This window comes from Enterovirga aerilata (assembly GCF_013044135.1).
GTDB lineage: Bacteria > Pseudomonadota > Alphaproteobacteria > Rhizobiales > Beijerinckiaceae > Enterovirga > Enterovirga aerilata.
Map to the genome: position 1 here is coordinate 77,535 of NZ_JABEPP010000003.1, position 16,933 is coordinate 94,467.

Annotated in this window: 21 protein-coding genes; 18 read left to right on the plus strand and 3 right to left on the minus strand. The window is 70.0% G+C overall.

Annotated elements, in window-relative coordinates; translation table 11 throughout:
• The first annotated feature begins 17 nt into the window (after nucleotides 1–17).
• The 18 genes from HJG44_RS10310 to HJG44_RS10395 all read left to right on the plus strand — a co-directional run bounded on the left by HJG44_RS10310 (nucleotide 18) and on the right by HJG44_RS10395 (nucleotide 14,593).
• Nucleotides 18–1,286 carry an acetyl-CoA hydrolase/transferase family protein gene (locus HJG44_RS10310; protein WP_346767140.1) on the plus strand — a complete coding sequence of 423 codons (1,269 nt, stop codon included), beginning with the start codon at nucleotides 18–20 and terminating at the stop codon, nucleotides 1,284–1,286.
• Nucleotides 1,276–2,481, plus strand: coding sequence for a CaiB/BaiF CoA transferase family protein (locus tag HJG44_RS10315; RefSeq protein ID WP_171218301.1), 1,206 nt, complete (start codon nucleotides 1,276–1,278; stop codon nucleotides 2,479–2,481). The genes HJG44_RS10310 and HJG44_RS10315 overlap by 11 nt, the downstream gene beginning before the upstream one ends.
• A 2-nt stretch (nucleotides 2,482–2,483) precedes the next feature.
• A complete protein-coding gene (locus tag HJG44_RS10320; RefSeq protein ID WP_171218302.1) occupies nucleotides 2,484–2,939 on the plus strand; it encodes a MaoC family dehydratase in 456 nt (151 codons plus the stop codon).
• Nucleotides 2,939–3,799 carry an HpcH/HpaI aldolase/citrate lyase family protein gene (locus HJG44_RS10325; RefSeq protein ID WP_171218303.1) on the plus strand — a complete coding sequence of 287 codons (861 nt, stop codon included), beginning with the start codon at nucleotides 2,939–2,941 and terminating at the stop codon, nucleotides 3,797–3,799. The genes HJG44_RS10320 and HJG44_RS10325 overlap by 1 nt, the downstream gene beginning before the upstream one ends.
• Before the next feature lie 40 nt (nucleotides 3,800–3,839).
• The gene (locus tag HJG44_RS10330) at nucleotides 3,840–4,586 is read left to right on the plus strand and encodes an IclR family transcriptional regulator (RefSeq protein ID WP_171218304.1); all 747 of its coding nucleotides are present in this window, start codon (nucleotides 3,840–3,842) and stop codon (nucleotides 4,584–4,586) included.
• Nucleotides 4,583–5,080 carry a hotdog family protein gene (locus HJG44_RS10335; protein ID WP_171218305.1) on the plus strand — a complete coding sequence of 166 codons (498 nt, stop codon included), beginning with the start codon at nucleotides 4,583–4,585 and terminating at the stop codon, nucleotides 5,078–5,080. Before HJG44_RS10330 ends, HJG44_RS10335 begins: the two co-directional genes overlap by 4 nt.
• 161 nt (nucleotides 5,081–5,241) lie before the next feature.
• Nucleotides 5,242–6,027: a GntR family transcriptional regulator gene (locus HJG44_RS10340; RefSeq protein ID WP_171218306.1), complete on the plus strand. Its 786-nt coding sequence runs from the start codon at nucleotides 5,242–5,244 to the stop codon at nucleotides 6,025–6,027.
• Nucleotides 6,028–6,085: 58 nt separating this feature from the next.
• Nucleotides 6,086–7,177 (plus strand): ABC transporter substrate-binding protein, encoded by a 1,092-nt coding sequence (locus HJG44_RS10345; RefSeq protein WP_171218307.1) that lies wholly within the window; start codon nucleotides 6,086–6,088, stop codon nucleotides 7,175–7,177.
• Nucleotides 7,178–7,210: 33 nt separating this feature from the next.
• Nucleotides 7,211–8,104 (plus strand): branched-chain amino acid ABC transporter permease, encoded by an 894-nt coding sequence (locus HJG44_RS10350; RefSeq protein WP_171218308.1) that lies wholly within the window; start codon nucleotides 7,211–7,213, stop codon nucleotides 8,102–8,104.
• Nucleotides 8,097–8,972, plus strand: a complete 876-nt coding sequence (locus HJG44_RS10355) for an ABC transporter permease subunit (RefSeq protein WP_171218309.1) — start codon at nucleotides 8,097–8,099, stop codon at nucleotides 8,970–8,972. Before HJG44_RS10350 ends, HJG44_RS10355 begins: the two co-directional genes overlap by 8 nt.
• Nucleotides 8,965–9,732, plus strand: coding sequence for an ATP-binding cassette domain-containing protein (locus tag HJG44_RS10360; RefSeq protein WP_171218310.1), 768 nt, complete (start codon nucleotides 8,965–8,967; stop codon nucleotides 9,730–9,732). Before HJG44_RS10355 ends, HJG44_RS10360 begins: the two co-directional genes overlap by 8 nt.
• Nucleotides 9,729–10,463 carry an ABC transporter ATP-binding protein gene (locus HJG44_RS10365; protein ID WP_210261054.1) on the plus strand — a complete coding sequence of 245 codons (735 nt, stop codon included), beginning with the start codon at nucleotides 9,729–9,731 and terminating at the stop codon, nucleotides 10,461–10,463. The genes HJG44_RS10360 and HJG44_RS10365 overlap by 4 nt, the downstream gene beginning before the upstream one ends.
• Before the next feature lie 34 nt (nucleotides 10,464–10,497).
• Complete coding sequence (locus tag HJG44_RS10370; protein WP_171218311.1) at nucleotides 10,498–11,742, plus strand: D-amino acid dehydrogenase; 1,245 nt, start codon at nucleotides 10,498–10,500, stop codon at nucleotides 11,740–11,742.
• A gap of 11 nt (nucleotides 11,743–11,753) precedes the next feature.
• Entirely contained in the window at nucleotides 11,754–12,551 is a 798-nt protein-coding gene (locus HJG44_RS10375; RefSeq protein WP_171218312.1) for a maleate cis-trans isomerase family protein, read from the plus strand.
• 30 nt (nucleotides 12,552–12,581) lie between these two features.
• Entirely contained in the window at nucleotides 12,582–12,935 is a 354-nt protein-coding gene (locus HJG44_RS10380) for a RidA family protein (RefSeq protein ID WP_171218313.1), read from the plus strand.
• A 242-nt stretch (nucleotides 12,936–13,177) separates the two neighbouring features.
• Nucleotides 13,178–13,501 carry a hypothetical protein gene (locus HJG44_RS10385; RefSeq protein WP_171218314.1) on the plus strand — a complete coding sequence of 108 codons (324 nt, stop codon included), beginning with the start codon at nucleotides 13,178–13,180 and terminating at the stop codon, nucleotides 13,499–13,501.
• Between the two features lie 166 nt (nucleotides 13,502–13,667).
• Entirely contained in the window at nucleotides 13,668–14,366 is a 699-nt protein-coding gene (locus HJG44_RS10390; RefSeq protein WP_171218315.1) for a TerC family protein, read from the plus strand.
• 50 nt (nucleotides 14,367–14,416) lie between these two features.
• Nucleotides 14,417–14,593: a hypothetical protein gene (locus HJG44_RS10395; RefSeq protein ID WP_171218316.1), complete on the plus strand. Its 177-nt coding sequence runs from the start codon at nucleotides 14,417–14,419 to the stop codon at nucleotides 14,591–14,593.
• 86 nt (nucleotides 14,594–14,679) lie between these two features.
• Here HJG44_RS10395 and HJG44_RS10400 read toward each other — a convergent pair whose 3' ends face one another.
• From HJG44_RS10400 to HJG44_RS10410, 3 genes are all read right to left on the minus strand, one after another.
• Nucleotides 14,680–14,874 carry a hypothetical protein gene (locus HJG44_RS10400; protein WP_171218317.1) on the minus strand — a complete coding sequence of 65 codons (195 nt, stop codon included), beginning with the start codon at nucleotides 14,872–14,874 and terminating at the stop codon, nucleotides 14,680–14,682.
• A gap of 153 nt (nucleotides 14,875–15,027) precedes the next feature.
• The gene (locus HJG44_RS10405) at nucleotides 15,028–16,341 is read right to left on the minus strand and encodes a GNAT family N-acetyltransferase (RefSeq protein ID WP_171218318.1); all 1,314 of its coding nucleotides are present in this window, start codon (nucleotides 16,339–16,341) and stop codon (nucleotides 15,028–15,030) included.
• Nucleotides 16,342–16,456: 115 nt separating this feature from the next.
• Nucleotides 16,457–16,882: a GlcG/HbpS family heme-binding protein gene (locus HJG44_RS10410; RefSeq protein ID WP_171218319.1), complete on the minus strand. Its 426-nt coding sequence runs from the start codon at nucleotides 16,880–16,882 to the stop codon at nucleotides 16,457–16,459.
• Nucleotides 16,883–16,933 lie beyond the last annotated feature (51 nt).

Consider the following 16,933-nt stretch of genomic DNA (forward strand, 5'->3'; position numbering starts at 1 on the left):
GCTCCAGGACGCGTCCTGTGATCCTGTCACGCCAGGACCTCGACTTCACCGGGCTCGTGCGGCCGGGCGATGTGATCCTGTGCGGTCAGGGTACGGCCGAGCCGCTGACCCTGACGCGTCGGCTGGTGGCACAGAAGGACGCGATCGGCCCGTTCACCTGCTTTCTCGGCGTCTGCCTCTCCGGCACCTTCGCGCCGGAGCTGACGGGCGGTATCGCGTTCCGGGCCTATGGCGCGGTCGGCACGAGCGCCGCGCTGTCGCGGGCCGGGCGGCTCGACATCCTGCCCTGGCACTATAGCCGCATCGAGGGTGCCTTCGCGTCGGGCGAGTTGCGGGCAGACGTGGTCCTGCTCCAGCTCGCGCCGCCGCCGGCCGGACGCTCCGGCTGGAGCCTCTCGCTCGCCAACGACTACGTCGCCGCGGCCGCCCGGCATGCGCGCGCGGTGATCGCCGAGGTCAATCCGGACGCGCCCTGGACCCGTGGCGCCGGCTGGGAGGGCAGGGAGCCCGACATCCTCGTGGCCGCCGACGGTCCGCCCCAGGAACTTCAGCCCGCCCGGTTCGGCGAGGCGGAGGGGCGCATCGCCCGCCACGTCGCCGGGCTGATCCCGGACGGGGCCTGCCTGCAGTTCGGCGTCGGAGCCACGCCGGTCGCGGCGCTGTCCGGCCTGAGAGGCCATCGCGACCTCGGCATCCATTCGGGCGTGATCGGCGACGTGTGCGTCGACCTCATCGAGGCGGGCGCGGTCACGAATGCCCGCAAGCCCTGCGATCGCGGGATCACGGTGACGAATACGGTGCTCGGCACGGCCCGCCTGTTCCGGCACGTGCACGACAACCCGGACGTCGAGGTGCGGCGCGCCGCGCACACACACGATCACCGCACCATCGCGGCCATCCCCACCTTCCGGGCCATCAACTCGGCCGTCGAGGTGGATCTCACCGGACAGGTGAATGCGGAGGTGGCGGGCGGGAGCTATGTCGGCGCGGTCGGCGGCCAGCTCGACTTCGTCCGCGGCGCGCTCGCGGGCGAGGGCGGGCGGTCGATCATCGCGCTTCCCGCCACGGCGCGCGGCGGGCAGGCCAGCCGCATCGTCCCGCGGCTCGAGACCGTCACCCTGCCGCGGAGCGACGCAGACCTCGTCGTGACCGAACACGGCGTGGCGGATCTGCGGGGCGCCACGTTGTCGGAGCGCGTGACCCGCATGATCGGGATTGCGGCGCCCGCCTTCCGGGAGGAGCTTGCGCGAGCCTGGCGGGACAGGGAGGGGCGCCATGCCGCGTGAGACCGGATCGGGGAGGCGGCAGGGTCCGCTCGCCGGGCTCAAGGTCGTGGAGATGGCCGGGATCGGGCCCGCCCCGATGTGCGCCATGCTGCTCGCCGATGCGGGGGCGGACGTGGTCCGGATCGACCGGCCGAGTCCGAGCGGTCTCGGGATCGACAAGCCGGTCCGCTTCGACCTGCTCGCGCGGAGCCGGCGTTCGGTCGCGGTCGATCTCAAGCATCCGGACGGCGTCGCCCTGGTGCTCGATCTCGTCCGGGAGGCGGATGCGCTGATCGAAGGTTTCCGGCCGGGCACGATGGAGCGCCTCGGCCTCGGGCCGGATGTGTGCCTCGCCGCGAAGCCGCCGCTCGTCTACGGGCGCGTGACGGGCTGGGGCCAGACGGGTCCGCTCGCCCATGCGGCGGGCCATGATCTCAACTACATCGCGCTCTCCGGCGCCCTGCATGCGACCGGCCGCGCCGGTGCTCCGCCCACCCCGCCGCTCAACCTGGTCGGCGATTTCGGCGGAGGCGCGCTCTATCTCGCCTTCGGCCTCATGGCCGCGCTCCTGCATGCGCGCGAGACGGGCAGGGGCCAGGTGGTCGATGCCGCGATGGTGGAGGGCGCGGCGAGCCTGATGACCATGTTCTACGGCATGCGCGCGGCGGGCCTGCATGCGGACGAGCGGGGCGCGAACCTGCTCGATTCCGCAGCCCCCCATTACGAGGTCTACGAATGCGCCGACGGGCTTTTCCTGTCCGTGGCGCCCATCGAGGGCAAGTTCCGGGACGTCCTGCTGAAGACGATCGGGATCGGTCCCGAGTCTCTGCCGGATGTCGGCGACAGCGCGTCCTGGCCGCGGGCAAAGGCCATGCTGGCGGCCCGCTTCCGCGAGAAGACGCGCGCCGAGTGGTGCGCGCGGCTCGAAGGGACGGATGCCTGCGTCGCGCCGGTCCTCTCGATGGCCGAGGCGCCGAGCCACGCGCACAATGCGGCGCGAGGGAGCTTCGTGACCGTGGACGGGGTCGTTCAGCCGGGTCCGGCGCCGCGCTTTCTCGGCACGCCTTCGGACCCGCCGACGCCTCCCGAACCTGCGGGCGCAAGCACGGCGGCCGCGCTGCGCGACTGGGGCATCGGCCCGGACCGGATCGCGGAGCTTCTGGTGAGCGGGACGATCGGCATCCGGACCGCATCAGGCGAAGATCGAGAGGAATGACGATGGCTGGTCTGTACTACGAACAATTCGAGGTCGGGCAGGAATTCAGGCACCCGCTCACCCGCACGGTGACCGAGATGGACAACACGATGTTCAGCCTGCTCACGATGAACCCGCAGCCGCTGCATATCGACGCGCATTTCTCGGCGAAGACCGAATTCGGCCAGCGGATATTCAATTCGCTCTATACGCTCGGCATCATGATCGGCATGACGGTCTATGACACGACCCTGGGAACGACGGTCGCCAATCTCGGAATGAGCGATGTCAACTTCCCCAAGCCCGTCTTCCACGGCGACACGCTGCGCACCGTGACGAAGGTCCTGTCCAAGCGCGAATCGAAGTCGCGGCCCGATGTCGGCCTGGTCGAATTCATGCATACCTGCCTGAACCAGGACGACGAGGTCGTGGCCACCTGCAAGCGGATGGCCATGATGAAGAAGCAGGCGGCCGCCTGATGCGCTCTCTTCTTTTCGTGCCCGGCGACAGCGCGCGCAAATTCGACAAGGCGCGGCAGGGCGCGGCGGATGCGCTCATCCTCGACCTGGAAGATTCGGTCGCGCCGGATCGCAAGGACGAGGCGCGCGCGATCGTCCGGGAGATGCTCTCCGCCGAGCGCGGCGCGCAGCTTCTCTATGTCCGCGTCAATGCGCTCGACACGCGCCGCACTCTTGCGGATATCGCCGCGATATCGCCTTGCCGCCCGGACGGCATCGTCCTGCCGAAATGCGAATCGGCCGAGCATCTGCGGCAGGTGTCGCTCTGGCTCGACGGCATCGAGGCCGCCTCCGGCATCCAGGTCGGGACGACACGCATCGTCGCCATCGCGACCGAGACGGCCGCCTCGGTCTTCGGCCTCGGCGGCTATGCGGGCGTGACCGGGCGTCTCGCCGGCCTGATGTGGGGCGCGGAAGACCTCTCCGCGTCGCTCGGGGCGACGGGCAACCGGGCCGGCAGGACCTATCACTCGCCCTACCGGCTCGCGCGCGACCTGTGCCTCATGGGTGCGGCCGCGGCCGGGGTCGCGGCGATCGACACGGTCTATACCGACATCGAGGACCTGGAAGGACTCGCCGAGGAGGCCCGCGCGGCACGGCGGGACGGGTTCTCCGCCAAGGCCGTGATCCATCCGAAGCATGTCGAGGCCGTGAACGCCGCCTTCACGCCGGGCGAGGAGGAGGTCGCCTGGGCGCGCCGGATCGTGGCGGCCTTCGCGGGCGATGCCGGGCTCGGCGTCGTGCGTATCGACGGCCGGATGATCGACAAGCCGCATCTGCGCGCGGCCGAGAAGATCCTGGCCGCGGCGGGCCGGCCGTGAAGCCGCGCCGGCCGGGGCGGGCGGGAGCGGCGAGGCGCCCATGATCGTCCGCCAGGCGGCGAATGTCCTCGACCTCCTGGAATTCTTCGCCCGGGAGCGCCGGCCGGCGACCTTGTCGGAGATCGCCGACCATTTCGGCTGGCCGCGCTCGAGCACCTTCAACCTGCTCACGACGCTGGCGGATCGCGGCTATCTCTACGAGCCCAAGCCCCGCGCCGGCTACTATCCGACCCCGCGCTGGCTCGCCCAGGCGCAGATCGTGGCGAATGCCGAGCCGCTGCCGCCCTGGACGAAGCTCATCCTGACGGAGCTCGCCGCCGATACCGGCGAGACGGTCGCGATCGGCGGAGCTGCCGGGACGCGGGCGGTGTTCCTCGACGTGGTCGAGTCGAAGGCCTTCGTCCGCTATTTCGCGCAGGTCGGGCATCGCATCCCGATCCATGCCAGCTCGACCGGGCGCGCCCTCCTGCTCCAATACACGGTCGAGGAGCGCATGGCACTCTACCGCAAGATCGAGTTCAAGCAGTACGGGCCGAAGACGCCGATCAGCATCGAGATGGTGGAGGCGGAGCTCCGGCGCTCGATCGAGCGCGGCTACTGCGTGAGCTATGCCGATTTCAGCGCCGATCTGGCGGGCGTGGCCATGCCGCTGGGTCTCCCGGAACGCAGGCTGGCGGTCGTGGTCGCCGGGCCGATGTTCCGGATGGAGAAGCGGATCGGCGAGGTCGCCGCCGCGCTCGGCCGCGCCATCGAGCGGCATGCGCGGGGAGGAGGAAGCGGCGCGTGAGCGACAGGCATGACGACGGCGAGGCGCCGGTCCTCGGGCTCGGGCTGACCTGGGAGGATACGCCGCCCGGGTTCCGGTTCAGGACGATCGGGCGCACGATCACCGAGGCCGACATCACGCTCTTCGTCGGCGTGACCGGCATGACCGAGGTGCTGTTCACGAACACCGAGTACCTCCGCGAGCAGTCGCTCTTCGCCGGACGGAGGCTGGTGCCGGGCGCGCTGGTCTACAGCTTCGCCGAGGGCCTCCTGATGCAGTCCGTCGTGCAGGGGACCGGGCTCGCCTTCCTGGGCGCCGAGCTGGATGTGCTCGGGCCCACCTTCGCGGGCGACACGATCCATCTCCTCTGCGAGGTGCTGGAATCGCGTCCGACCGGAAAGCCGGGGCGCGGCTTCGTGCGCACGCGCAACACCGTCCTCAACCAGAAGGGCGAGGCCGTGCTGGCCTATACGCCGAAGCGGCTGGTCAAGGGCCGGAATTACAGGCCCGGCTGATCCGTCCGACGGTATGCCCGGGTCGCTGGGGAAGACAGGCCGGACGGTCCGAAGGCGCGGGCAGAGCGCCGCATGTGCGCGAAGGCGTACCGGGCGCGCCGGCGCAATGAATCGTCCGGGCGCTTCGTTTAAGGTCGCGATCTCTGTCGGGTCGGATGTGAATGAAGCGACGAATTGCGGCCTCCGAGGCGAAGGCGCGGCCGAGCCGGAGCGTAGCCCGCAGGGCCGACAGCGTCGATCGCGTCTATGCCGAGGTCCAGCGGCTTGCCGCCGATTTCCTGATCGTGCCGGGGCAGCGCATCAACGAGGTCGAACTGGCGCAGCAGCTCAGCGTGTCCCGCACGCCGGTCCGGGCCGCGCTCAACAGGCTGGTGCGGGACGGCTTCATGACCCTGCGCCCCAATCGCGGCTTCTTCGTCCGGGAGATCGATCCGGACGACGTCCGCGATCTCTACGAGCTTCGCGCCGCGGTGGAGCGTTCGGCGGTCCGGCTCGCCTGCCAGCGCGCGAGCGACGACGAGATCGCGGCCGCCGCGGCCGCCTGGGACCGCGACGCGGCGGCGCTCTCCCCGCTCGATCCGGCGAGGGCGACGGGCGCCGACGAGGCCCTGCACATGACCATCGCCCGGATGACGGGGAACGGCCACCTGGTCGCGACGCTCCAGGGCATCAACCTCCTGATCCGGTATTTCCGCCGCATCGATATCGAGACGGTGCCGCGCCGCCTCGACACCTTCGGCGAGCACAGGATGATCCTGGCCGCCCTCGCGGAGCGCGACGCCGTCCGCGCCGGAGACCTCATGGAGAAGCACGTCACGATCAGCGCGGAGCACGCCATCAAGGTGACGCGCGCCGGGCTGGCGCGTTTGCGCGAGGAGAGGGTGGCGGCCTCCGGCGGACGGAACGGCGGCAGCCCGCCTGCCGCAAAGGCAACATCTGATGAATGATTCCGCTTGCGCTCTGTGCGGCAAGTGAATTCACTTGGCTTCTCACGGGAGCCTGACCATGCGATCTTCACTGGTGTTGGGTTTGGGGCTGCTGCTGGCCACGCATGTCGCGGCCAAGGCGGAGCTGGTCGTCGGAGCGGTCATTCCCCTCTCGGGGGCGAGCGCGACGCAGGGCGAGGATCAGCGGCGCGGGATGGAGATCGCGCTGGAGGAGATCAACGCCGCGGGCGGCGTGCTGGGCAAGCCCGTCAAGCTGATCGTGGAGGATTCCGGCGGGCGCGTTCCCTCCGCCCTCGACGCCGCCAAGAAGCTCGTCACGGTGGACTCGGTGTCGGCCGTCATCGGCGAGTATTCGTCCGGGATCACCATCCCGATCGGCCAGTACCTGGTGCAATCCGGCAAGATCCATCTGAATATCGGCAGCTCCAGCAACCGCATCCGCGATCTCGGCGCGACCTCGTTCAGCGTGCTCGGGCTCGAGGCAGTCTCGAGCAAGTTCGCCGCGAAGGACGTCGTGGCGCAGGGCTGGAAGAAGATCGTCATCGTCGGCCCCAACAACGCCTACGGGCAGGGCATGGCCTCCGGCGTGAAGGAGGAGCTCGAGAAGCTCGGCGCGACCGTGATGTCGACCCTGCTCTATACGGAAGGCCAGACCACCTACCGGCGCGAGCTGCAGCAGGCCGCGCAGATGAAGCCCGACGCCTTCGTCTATTCGGCCTACGGCAAGGACGCGGCGCTGATGAACCGCGAAGCCTTCGAGCTCGGCATCAACAAGACGCCCTGGTACGCGATCTATCTCTCCATGTGCACGGCGGATTCGCAGCGGGAGACGGTCGTCGGCCAGTACGGCATGGACCTGAACTTCGTCGGCCCGAACGGCAAGGCCTATGAGGAGGCGTACAGGAAGAAGTACGGGATGAGCTTCAAGACCTCGTTCAGCGGCTATGGCTACGACGCCCTGAAGCTTTTGGCCGCGGCCGCCGGGAAGGCCGGGAGCGCCGAGCCGGCCAAGCTCCGGGAGGCGCTCATCGAGCTGGGCAAGGGCTACGAAGGCGCGACCGGGACGATCACCTTCGATGCCGGCCGCCAGCGCAGCGAGCAGCCCTACCTGACCTTGAAGATGGGCCAGAACGGGTACGAGCCGCGCTGACGAGGGTCTGCCGAGGCCGCCCGGAGCCCCGCGATGAGCCAGCTCGTCTTCGACCTGGTGCTCCGGACCGGCGACGTCGCGCTCGTCGCCGTCGCCCTCAGCGCGGCCTATTCGCTGGTGCGCTTTCCGAATATCGCGACCGTCTACTACGCGACGATCGGGCCGTTCCTGACCTATGTCCTGGCCAGGGTCGGCCTCGCCTTCTGGCTCGCGGCCGCGCTGGCGACGGTCGCGGTCGGCGTCCTCGCCGTGGTCCTGAACGCGACGGTGTTCGACCGGCTGCTTCGCTCGGGCAGCGCGATCGCGATGATCGGATCGCTCGCGGTGGGAATGCTGGTCACCGCGGTGCTTCTCGTCACGGCGGGACCGGATTCGATGCGCTTCGCCTTCGCGTTGAGCCCTCCGCAGGATCTCCTCGGGGCGCGCGTGACCGCGCTTCAGCTCTGGTCGATGGGCCTCTCCTCCGCCGCCCTTCTGGGCTTCGCGCTCATCCTCTTCTTCACCGATATCGGGCGCTGCATGCGGGCGACCGCGGCTAATGCCGATCTCGCGCGTGCGACCGGGATCGATGCGCATGGCGTGATCCGCGTGATCACCTTCGCGAGCGGTGTGCTCGCGGCTCTCGGCGGCATCTGCCTGTCGCTGAAGGGCGAGCTCAACATCCTCATGGGGCCCGACCTCATCCTGCCGGTCTTCGCGGCCGCGATCCTGGGCGGGCTCGGCAACCCGCTCGGCGCGATCCTGGGCGCGGCCGTGATCGCGCTGACGGAGGTGATCGCCGCCAGCACCAATTTCGGGCCGCTGCTCGGGCAGGCCTTCCTGTTCCTGCCGGTCAACTATATCGGGGCGACCTCCTTCGCGATCCTGGTCCTCGCGCTCCTGTTCCGGCCCTACGGCCTCTTCGTGAACGAGGTGCGCCGTGTTTGACTTCATCCTCCACGTCGCGATCATCGCCGCCCTGAACGGGCTGCTCGCCCTCAGCCTCAACCTGCAGCTCGGCTATGCGGGGCTGGCGAATTTCGGCCAGATCGCGCTGTTCGGAGCCGGCGCCTACGGGGCGGCGCTCGCCTTCTCCTGGGGATTCGGCCCCTTTGCCGGGCTGCTGCTCGGCCTCGCCCTCGTCTCGCTTCTCGCCCTCGTCTTCGCGCGGCTCGGACGCAGCCTCGGGGCCGATTACTGGGGCATCGCGACGCTCTCCATCGCCGAGATCCTGCGGACGGTCGCGACGAACGAGACCTGGCTGACGGGCGGCGCGCAGGGCATCGGCGGCCTGCCGCAGCTCTTCGGCTTCGACCTGCCGGGCACGCTCGCGCTCGCGGCCGCCGCGCTTCTTGCGACCTATCTCGTCCTGCGGGGGGTCACGCAGAGCAAGTTCGGCCTCGCGGTGCGGCTCCTGCGGGAGGAGCCGCAGCTCGCAGCCTCCCTCGGCTACGACCTTGCGGGCCTGCGCCGGCGCGTCATGCTGATATCCGGCGTCCCGGCCGGGCTCTGCGGCTTCCTCTACGCGCATTACGTCACCTTCGTCGGGCCGGACCAGCTCTTCGCCTCGGAGACCTTCTTCATCTGGGCGATGGTCGTCATCGGCGGGCTCGCCAACCATTCCGGCGCGGTGCTCGGCGCGGTCGCGCTGCAGATCCTCTCCGCCTCCATCCCCTTCGCCAAGGATGCGCTCGGCCTGACCTCCGAATATGTGGCGGCAGCGCGGCTCACGCTGACCGGAGGCGGCCTTCTCCTGTTCCTCCTGCTCCGGCCCCAGGGGCTCCTGCCCGAGCGGATCGGCTCCGTCCGTGCCTGAGCCGGTCCTGTCCATACGGGGCCTGCGCAAGGCCTTCGGCGCCCATGTCGTCCTCGGCGGGATCGACCTCGACATCGCGGTGGGCAGCATCGTCGGCCTGCTCGGGCCGAACGGCTCGGGCAAGAGCACGCTGCTCGACACGGTCACGGGCTTCGTGCCGAAGGATGCCGGACGGATCGAGCTGGATGGCCGGGCCATCGAAAGCCTCGACCCGGGCGCCATTTCCCGGCGCGGGCTCGTGCGCACCTTCCAGCTCCCGCGGATGCCCGCCCGGATGAGCGTGCGCGAGGTGATGCTCGCCGCGGAGCGGTCCGGCTCCGGTCTCGCGGACGCGCTGCTCGGGCGGCGCGCCCCGTCCGCGCTCGCCGTCGACGGCCTGCTCGAGCGCCTCCTCCTGACGCCCGTCGCGGAGCAGCCCGCCAGCGCCATCTCGGGCGGGCAGAAGAAGCTGCTCTCCATCGCCATGGCGCTCGCGAACCGGCCCCGCCTTCTCTGTCTCGACGAGCCGACGGCCGGCGTCCACCCGAACCTGCGCCAGGAGATCATGGCGCTCCTGCGGGACGCGAACGCGCAGGGCGTCACGCTGGTCGTCGTCGAGCACGACATGGCCTTCATCCGCGGCCTCTGCCCGCGCTGCGTCGTGCTCGACCGGGGCGAGCTGATCGCCGATTGCGCGCCCGACGACCTTGCCGACCATCCCCGCGTGGTGGAGGCCTATCTCGGCCGGGCGGGAGCGCGCGCCGCGCGGAAGGCGGCATGAGCGCCCCCTCCGCCATCATCGAGGTGACCGGGCTCCGGGCCGGCTACGGCGACGGCCCGGACATCCTGCACGGCATCGACCTCCGCGTCTTCGCGGGCGAGATCGTCACCATCCTCGGCCCGAACGGCTGCGGCAAGTCCACCCTGCTGAAGGCGATCGGCGGCTTCGTCGAGCCTCGCGCCGGGCGCATCGCCATCGAGGGCGAGGATGTCGGGGCCGTGCCCGTGCACCGGCGCATCCGCGAGCACCGCATCGGCTTCGTGCCGCAGACGGACAACGTCTTCCGCACCATGAGCGTAGCGGAGAACATCATGCTCGGCGCGCGGCTCCTGCCGGCGCGCGAGCAGTGGGCGCGCTTCTTCTCGCTGATGGACACCTATCCGGCCCTCGCCGGCAAGCGCGACCGGCGGGCCTCCGCGCTCTCCGGCGGCGAGCGGCAGCTTCTTTCGGTAGCCCGGGCGCTGATCGCTGGGCCCACGGTGCTGCTCCTCGACGAGCCGTCCGCGGGCCTCTCCCCGGTGATGATGGACGAGGTCTTCGACGAGATCGTCCGCATCCGCGAGCGCACCGGGATGACGATCCTGATGGTGGAGCAGAACGCCGTCCAGGCGCTCTCGGTCTCCGACCGGGCCTATGTGCTGTCGCTCGGGCGCGTCGCGATCGAGCAGCCGGCCCCGGAGCTTCTGGCGAACCCGACTCTGGCCGGCCTCTATTTCGGGGCGGCCGCCTGAGGGCGGCGGGCACGGCGTGCAAGGGAGGACGAGAATGCGGGTCGTGGTGCTGGGGGGCGGCGTCGTCGGCGTGACGACGGCCTATCAACTTCAGAAGGACGGCCACGAGGTCGTGGTCGTCGAGCGTCAGCCGCAGGTCGCGAGCGAGACGAGCTGGGGCAATGCCGGCATGGTCGCGCCGGGCCATTCCTTCGTCTGGTCGTCGCCGAAAGCGCCGATGATCCTGCTGAAATCGCTCTTCCAGAAGGACCAGGCGCTCCGCTTCAAGCTCTCGGCCGATCCGCGCCTCTACACCTGGTCGTGGAAGTTCCTGATGGAATGCACGGCCGAGAAGGCCAAGCGCAACACGCTCCTCAAGCACCGCCTCGCGGCCTATTCGCAATCCGTGCTGCAGCAGGTCGTCGCCGACGAGGACATCCGCTACGACCGCAATACGCGCGGGATCCTGTACCTGCACCGCTCGCAGGAGGCGCTCGATCGCGGCATCGCGCAGATGCGGCTGCTGGAATCCGACGGGCAGGAGATCCGCATCCTCGACCGGGCCGGGGTCGTGGCGCTCGATCCCAGCCTCGGCGCGGCGGCGGACAAGATCGCGGGCGCGATCTACTGCCCGACGGACGAGACGGGCGATTCGGCGCTGTTCACGCGCGGACTTGCGGCCAAGGTCGCCGAGCGTGGCGGCGAATTGCGGACCGGCACCACGATCAGGTCGATCAGGACGGACGGAGACGCGATCGCGGGGGTCGAGACGGACAAGGGTGAGGTCAGGGGCGACGCCTATGTCCTCGCGCTCGGCTGCCACAGCGCCGAGGCCGGCCGGCGGATCGGCATCGACCTGCCGATCTATCCGATCAAGGGCTATTCACTGACCATCCCGGTCGGCAACCACCCGCGGCCCCCGACGGTCGCGTCCGTCGACGAGCACAACCTCGTCGCGATCACGAGCTTCGGTGACCGCCTGCGGGTGACGGCCACGGCCGAGTTCGCAGGCTACGACCTCCGCCACAAGCCGTCGGACTTCGCGTTCATGAAGGGTGTGACGCAGGACCTCTACCCGGACGGCGCCGATTACGACCGGGCCGAGATGTGGGCCGGGCTGCGGCCCATGACGCCGACGAACCTGCCGTTCTTCGGGCGCCAGCGCTACGGCAACCTCTACCTGAACACGGGTCACGGCCATATCGGCTGGACCATGTCGCACGGGTCGGCCCGGATCACGGCGGACCTCATCGCCGGCCGGATTCCGGCCATTCCCATGGACGGCCTGCTCGCGGCCTGAGAGGACCTGTCATGCCCAGCACCAGCTCGACCGCCGATCTCGGCATCCTCCCGTCGGAGCTCGACGGCGGCATCCCCTACCGGGCCGCGATCGGCCTCGTCGTCCTCGCGACCGACCAGACCATCGAGCACGAGTACCGGATGCTCGTCGCCGGACCGGGCATCGCCTTCTACGAGGCGAGGCTGTTCAACGATGCCGACATCACGCCGGAGACGCTCCGGGCGATCGGGCCGCGCATCGCCCCCTGCGTCGAGCTGATCCTGCCGGGGCTTCCGCTCGACGTCGTCGCCTTCGGCTGCACCTCGGCCACGATGACCCTCGGCGAGGAGGCGGTCTTCGCCGAGATCAGGAAGGCGCGGCCCGGCATCGCCTGCACGACGCCGGTGACGGCGGCCTTCGCGGCCTTCGATGCGCTCGGCGTGAGGTCGATCGGCCTCCTGACGCCCTATTCGCCCGAGATCAACCGGAACCTCGTCCGCTATTTCGAGGGCCGCGGCGTCAGGGTGGCGGCGAACGCGACCTTCAACCGACAGGACGACCGGGAGGCGGCCCGCATCTCGGTCGCGTCCATCGAGAAGGGGGCCGAGGCACTCGCCCGGACGCCCGGCGTTGAGGCGGTCTTCGTCTCCTGCACGAGCCTGCGCGTGGCGGAGGTCGCCGCGCGGATCGAGAACCGGATCGGGATTCCGGTTACATCGAGCAACCATGCCATGGCATGGCACAGCCTCCGGCTTGCCGGGATCGAGGATGCGCGGCCGGAAGCCGGCCGCCTGTTCGAGACGAGCCCGCGCCGGCGTGCGGCGGCGTGACGATCAACCAAGAGAAGCAAGGACATCGCGATGACGGACATCAAGCGTATCGAGGTCGGGGCCCGCATGAGCCAGGCCGTCGTCCACGGCGACACCGTGTACCTGGCCGGGCAGGTGGCGCAGCGGGCGCCTGGCGCCTCGGTCGCCGACCAGACCAGGGACATCCTGGCCAAGACCGACGAGCTCCTGGCCGCAGCCGGCACGGACAAGTCGAAGCTCCTCTCGGCCACGATCTGGCTCACCGATATCGGCACCTTCAACGAGATGAACGCCGTCTGGGACGCCTGGGTCTCGCCGGGCAACACGCCGGCCCGCGCCTGCGTGGAGGCGAAGCTCGCGGCGCCTCAATTCACGGTCGAGATCGCGGTGGTCGCGGCGCGCTGAGCCCGCTCCCCGCCACGCGGGGCAAGCACATCGTTTCCGCCCGTTCGGCATGGCGCTCCCGCGCCTGCCGGACGGCATCGAACGGGCTGGAGCGCCGAGAACGCCGCGTGCCCTCCAGTCGCATATGACCTGACCCCGGCCTGAATCTTGACATTCCGGGCTCGCCTGCCGAGGCTGCATCGGGCTCGACCGTGAGCCCCAGGGAGGGAGCGCTGGCTGGAGCTGGCCCTCGCGGCAGCTTCGTGCAGATCGCGCTGGCGCTGATCGCGCTGGTCGCGATGCTGATTCCGGACCTGCGCGGGCTGCCCTTGGTCCCGGGCGCCGGCGGCCTCCCGGCAGCCGGGATAGCCGGTTCCGGGCCGGAGCGCGGGACGGGCCTCGTCCTCGCGGCGCTCGGCTCGGTCGAAGAGCCGGACGAAGATCCCGACACGGACAGAGACCGGCCCGCCCCCGTCACCGACGGCATGGCCAGGCACGGCAGCCGCGCGCGTGTCCTGTCCCTGGCCGCCTCCCCGGCGGTCCCCCGCTGCTGCGCCCATCGGGCGACCGGCCCGCCGCGCGCCTGAGCCGGCCGGACCGGCGCGGCCGAGCGCCGGTGGCCATCACGAATTCCTGACGTGACCTCGCCTCGGCGGGTGCGCCGTCCCGGCGCGCCTGGCCTGTCCCGGTCGGGACGCGGCGGCACGATCGTTCCGCCCGACCCGGGCGCCTCCTAAATTCTGGTACCTGCTCATGGAAAGCCTAGCCCCCGATCTCCTCAAGCTCGTCCAGATCATCTGGATCAACATCATCCTGTCGGGCGACAACGCCGTCGTGATCGCGATGGCCTGCCGCGGCCTCCCCGAATCCAAGCAGCGCGCGGGGATGATCCTCGGCGCGCTCGTCGCGGTCGCGCTGCGGATCGTGTTCACGGTCCTGGTCGCGACCCTGCTCTCCACGCCGTTCCTGAAGATCGTCGGCGGCTGTCTGCTGCTCTGGATCGCGGTCAAGCTGGTCCTCGGCGAGGAGGACGAGGGCGGCGGCGTGAAGGAGACGGACCGCCTCCTTCATGCCGTCCGCACGATCGCGATCGCGGATGCGGTGATGAGCCTGGACAACGTGCTGGCGATCGCGGCGGTGGCGAAGGATTCGACCACCCTTCTGATCGTCGGGCTTGCGATCTCGATCCCCCTCATCGTGGCCGGAGCGGCCCTCATCATGGCGCTCCTCACGCGGTTCCCCATCCTCGTCTGGGCGGGGGCGGCCCTGCTCGGCTGGGTTGCCGGAGACATGCTGGTCTCCGATCCGTGGCTCGTCGGGATGCTCGGCGACGCCGTCCTGCACCGGATCGAGCTGCCCGTCTCGGCGCTCTGTGCCGCAGGGGTCGTCGCGCTGGGCATCGTCCTGACCCGCCGGGCAGCCGGAGAGCATGCCCTCAAGCATCAGGCCTGACCGGGACCATCCCGGTCGGCCATCCGTCACCGAGAACCTGGAGACGAACGATGCAGACCTTCGTTGTTCCGGCTTGGGTGTGGCTCAATGCCGGCATTCTGATCGCGGCAGGCGCCTATGTCGCGATCCGGCTTCGCCGCGAGGGCAGGCCGGAGACGGCCCGCGCTCCGGCTCGGACGCCCGGGTATCGGCCGGGGACGGCGCAGGAGAGGCTCAGGACGAGCTAGGCCGGCGCCCCCGAAGGCCGGGACGGCAGGATCGCCGGACAGGGTGCCGACGCAGCCTGTCCGGTGCCCGCCCGCCGGCGCAGGGCTCATCGCGCTGCGCGCCAGGCCAGAAGGAAGCCTGCCGCGATGATGGCCGACAGGGCGACCGTCTCCGCGGCGCTCAGCGTGCCGAGGGCCTCGCCCATCCAGTCGGACAGGTCCCGGAACTGGCGCGACCACCCGGCCTCCTGGGGCGGCCGCTCGATCTGCTCCGTCGTTCTCGTCGCGTCCGCGATCTCCATGGCGAGGCGAGGGTAGGCCGGTTCGGAGGCCCTGCAAATCCGTTCGGGGCGGCGCGGCGGCGCGGTGCTCGGACCGACGCCGCGGCCTCCTTCTCCTGGGGCGACGGATCGGACCGCCGCGATATCTCGCGGGAGCTGTCCGGGGAGCGCCGGTCAGGGACCTGCCGAAGCAGGCGCCGCGCTGCGCAGGTGCCGGGAGCGCTCGGAGCCGACCGGGCCCGGTCGAGCTTCGCTCTTCATCAGGGAACCGAGACGACTGGACCGCAGAGCGCGGATGCACGCCGTCATGCGCTCGTGCAGGTGCCCCCGTATCGTGCATGGAACGGACATGATCGCGATCTCTTCGCGGGACTTGCTGAACTGCAGCTTGTAGTCTTGGGCGCCGTACATGAAGTCGTACGATTTTCCTTGTTCGAGCGTCCAGCGCAGAACAAGTTTCATCAGGATATGGCCGGGTCGATATTTCTCATATGCAGGATCGTAGGCAGGGTGCATGAAGAGCACGCGGCTGGGCTCGACGTAATTGACCTGTACCGCCAGGATTTCGGCATCCAGCGTCAGAGCGAAGACCGCGATATGCCCGTCCTTCGATATCCGATCGGGCGCGGAGGCGAGCAGCCTCTCGTAGCCGGTCGATCCGAGCCAGGTGGATGAGCTGTGCCGCTTCCTGACGAGCCAATCCCTCTTATGGCGCAGCATCCACGCGATCGCCTGACCGTACCGCTCTCCGCCTGTCATGAGCTCGAGCGCGACGGCCCCGCGTTCGCCCAGGCGCCGATAGGACCGGTCGACATGTCCGCGCAGGCTCTTGCCAATGGAGCGCCAGTAGGAATCCCAGTCCGGCGTGTCGTTCCAGGCGATGTAGGGCGAAGGCTCCCCCCAGCGGGGAGCGATCCCGTCCTCGCAGAGAACCTTGAACAGAAGGGAGTCCGCCCTGACGTGGTCGAACCTGATCAGGTCAGCCGGACAGCTCCGGCGCAGAAATGTCCAGGCAAGACGCGCGAAGCGCAGGCTCTCCGGCGAGGCCTCGACCAGGATGTCGTGATAGTCTCCCAGGCCCGCGAGCGGGACGACCGCCGTCCACAATCGACGATGCCGGACAAGTGCGAGCGGCCAGATGAGGACGATCCGACCCGCGTTGCGCACGATGATGCAGTGGAGCCCGTGTCCCTGCGGCTCCGCCAGTAGGTCCCACACCGTGCGGATCCACTCGTAGCCTTGCCACATGTAGGGCTCGCTCGCCCTGCCATACAGGCGGTCCCATTCCTCCCGGAGGAGGAACAGCTCCTCCGGGCGCCTGACGAGCTCGACGAAGACGTCGCCCCGAGGCGACCCGGAAGCCTCGCGCTGGCTCGAAGTTCCGATCTGCTCGGCGGCGCCGGGACTTTCGGTCGGTCCGCCGGCCAGGAGCGCGCGCTCCAGCCCCCGTCCGCGGATCGGGAAAATCGTGCCAGTGTCGGCTTGCATCCAAGCGCCTCGGCAACTCGCCACGCCGGATCAGCGTGCAAGAATCGCCGGGCGGGGACTACCACCCTGGCTGGGTACTCCCGATGCTTCGCTCCGGCCGCTGGCCGCCTGCGTCCTAGCCGGCGTCGGCCACGAGCCCCGCGGCCGCGATCCCGGCCGCCGCGCAGGCCTCGTCGTTGTCGGACGTGTCGCCCGAGATGCCGACCGCGCCCAGGATCGTCCCGGCCTGATCCTTGATCAGGACGCCGCCGGGGACAGGCACCAGGGCGCCGCCCAGAAGGCCGTTCACGGCCGAGATGAAATAGGGCTGCTCCTCCGCCCGGCGGTGCAGCGCGCGGGAGCCGAGCCCGAGCGACAGCGCGCCGAAGGCCTTGCCGTAGGCGACCTTGTCGCGGGAGAGCGAGGTGCCGTCCTGCGAGGCGGCTGCCTTCAGGGCGCCGCGGGCATCGAGCACGAGCACGGAGAGCGGCTTCAGATTGCGCTTCGTGCCCTCGTCGAGCGCGGCGTGCATGATCTTGTGGGCCTGGTCGAGCGTGAGCATGGTTCGGTCTCCGATTCAGAGTGTCCGGGCGTCATGGCCGGGCTTGGCCCG

What these genes read in the sequence shown, in the direction of transcription:
- HJG44_RS10315 (WP_171218301.1), top strand. Translation starts at nt 1,276, where the DNA reads ATGCCGCGTGAGACCGGATCGGGGAGGCGGCAGGGTCCGCTCGCCGGG.
- HJG44_RS10380 (WP_171218313.1), top strand. Translation starts at nt 12,582, where the DNA reads ATGACGGACATCAAGCGTATCGAGGTCGGGGCCCGCATGAGCCAGGCC.
- HJG44_RS10350 (WP_171218308.1), top strand. Translation starts at nt 7,211, where the DNA reads ATGAGCCAGCTCGTCTTCGACCTGGTGCTCCGGACCGGCGACGTCGCG.
- HJG44_RS10345 (WP_171218307.1), top strand. Translation starts at nt 6,086, where the DNA reads ATGCGATCTTCACTGGTGTTGGGTTTGGGGCTGCTGCTGGCCACGCAT.
- HJG44_RS10320 (WP_171218302.1), top strand. Translation starts at nt 2,484, where the DNA reads ATGGCTGGTCTGTACTACGAACAATTCGAGGTCGGGCAGGAATTCAGG.
- HJG44_RS10340 (WP_171218306.1), top strand. Translation starts at nt 5,242, where the DNA reads ATGAAGCGACGAATTGCGGCCTCCGAGGCGAAGGCGCGGCCGAGCCGG.
- HJG44_RS10405 (WP_171218318.1), bottom strand. Translation starts at nt 16,341, where the DNA reads ATGCAAGCCGACACTGGCACGATTTTCCCGATCCGCGGACGGGGGCTG.
- HJG44_RS10410 (WP_171218319.1), bottom strand. Translation starts at nt 16,882, where the DNA reads ATGCTCACGCTCGACCAGGCCCACAAGATCATGCACGCCGCGCTCGAC.
- HJG44_RS10365 (WP_210261054.1), top strand. Translation starts at nt 9,729, where the DNA reads ATGAGCGCCCCCTCCGCCATCATCGAGGTGACCGGGCTCCGGGCCGGC.
- HJG44_RS10330 (WP_171218304.1), top strand. Translation starts at nt 3,840, where the DNA reads ATGATCGTCCGCCAGGCGGCGAATGTCCTCGACCTCCTGGAATTCTTC.
- HJG44_RS10400 (WP_171218317.1), bottom strand. Translation starts at nt 14,874, where the DNA reads ATGGAGATCGCGGACGCGACGAGAACGACGGAGCAGATCGAGCGGCCG.
- HJG44_RS10395 (WP_171218316.1), top strand. Translation starts at nt 14,417, where the DNA reads ATGCAGACCTTCGTTGTTCCGGCTTGGGTGTGGCTCAATGCCGGCATT.
- HJG44_RS10390 (WP_171218315.1), top strand. Translation starts at nt 13,668, where the DNA reads ATGGAAAGCCTAGCCCCCGATCTCCTCAAGCTCGTCCAGATCATCTGG.
- HJG44_RS10325 (WP_171218303.1), top strand. Translation starts at nt 2,939, where the DNA reads ATGCGCTCTCTTCTTTTCGTGCCCGGCGACAGCGCGCGCAAATTCGAC.
- HJG44_RS10370 (WP_171218311.1), top strand. Translation starts at nt 10,498, where the DNA reads ATGCGGGTCGTGGTGCTGGGGGGCGGCGTCGTCGGCGTGACGACGGCC.
- HJG44_RS10375 (WP_171218312.1), top strand. Translation starts at nt 11,754, where the DNA reads ATGCCCAGCACCAGCTCGACCGCCGATCTCGGCATCCTCCCGTCGGAG.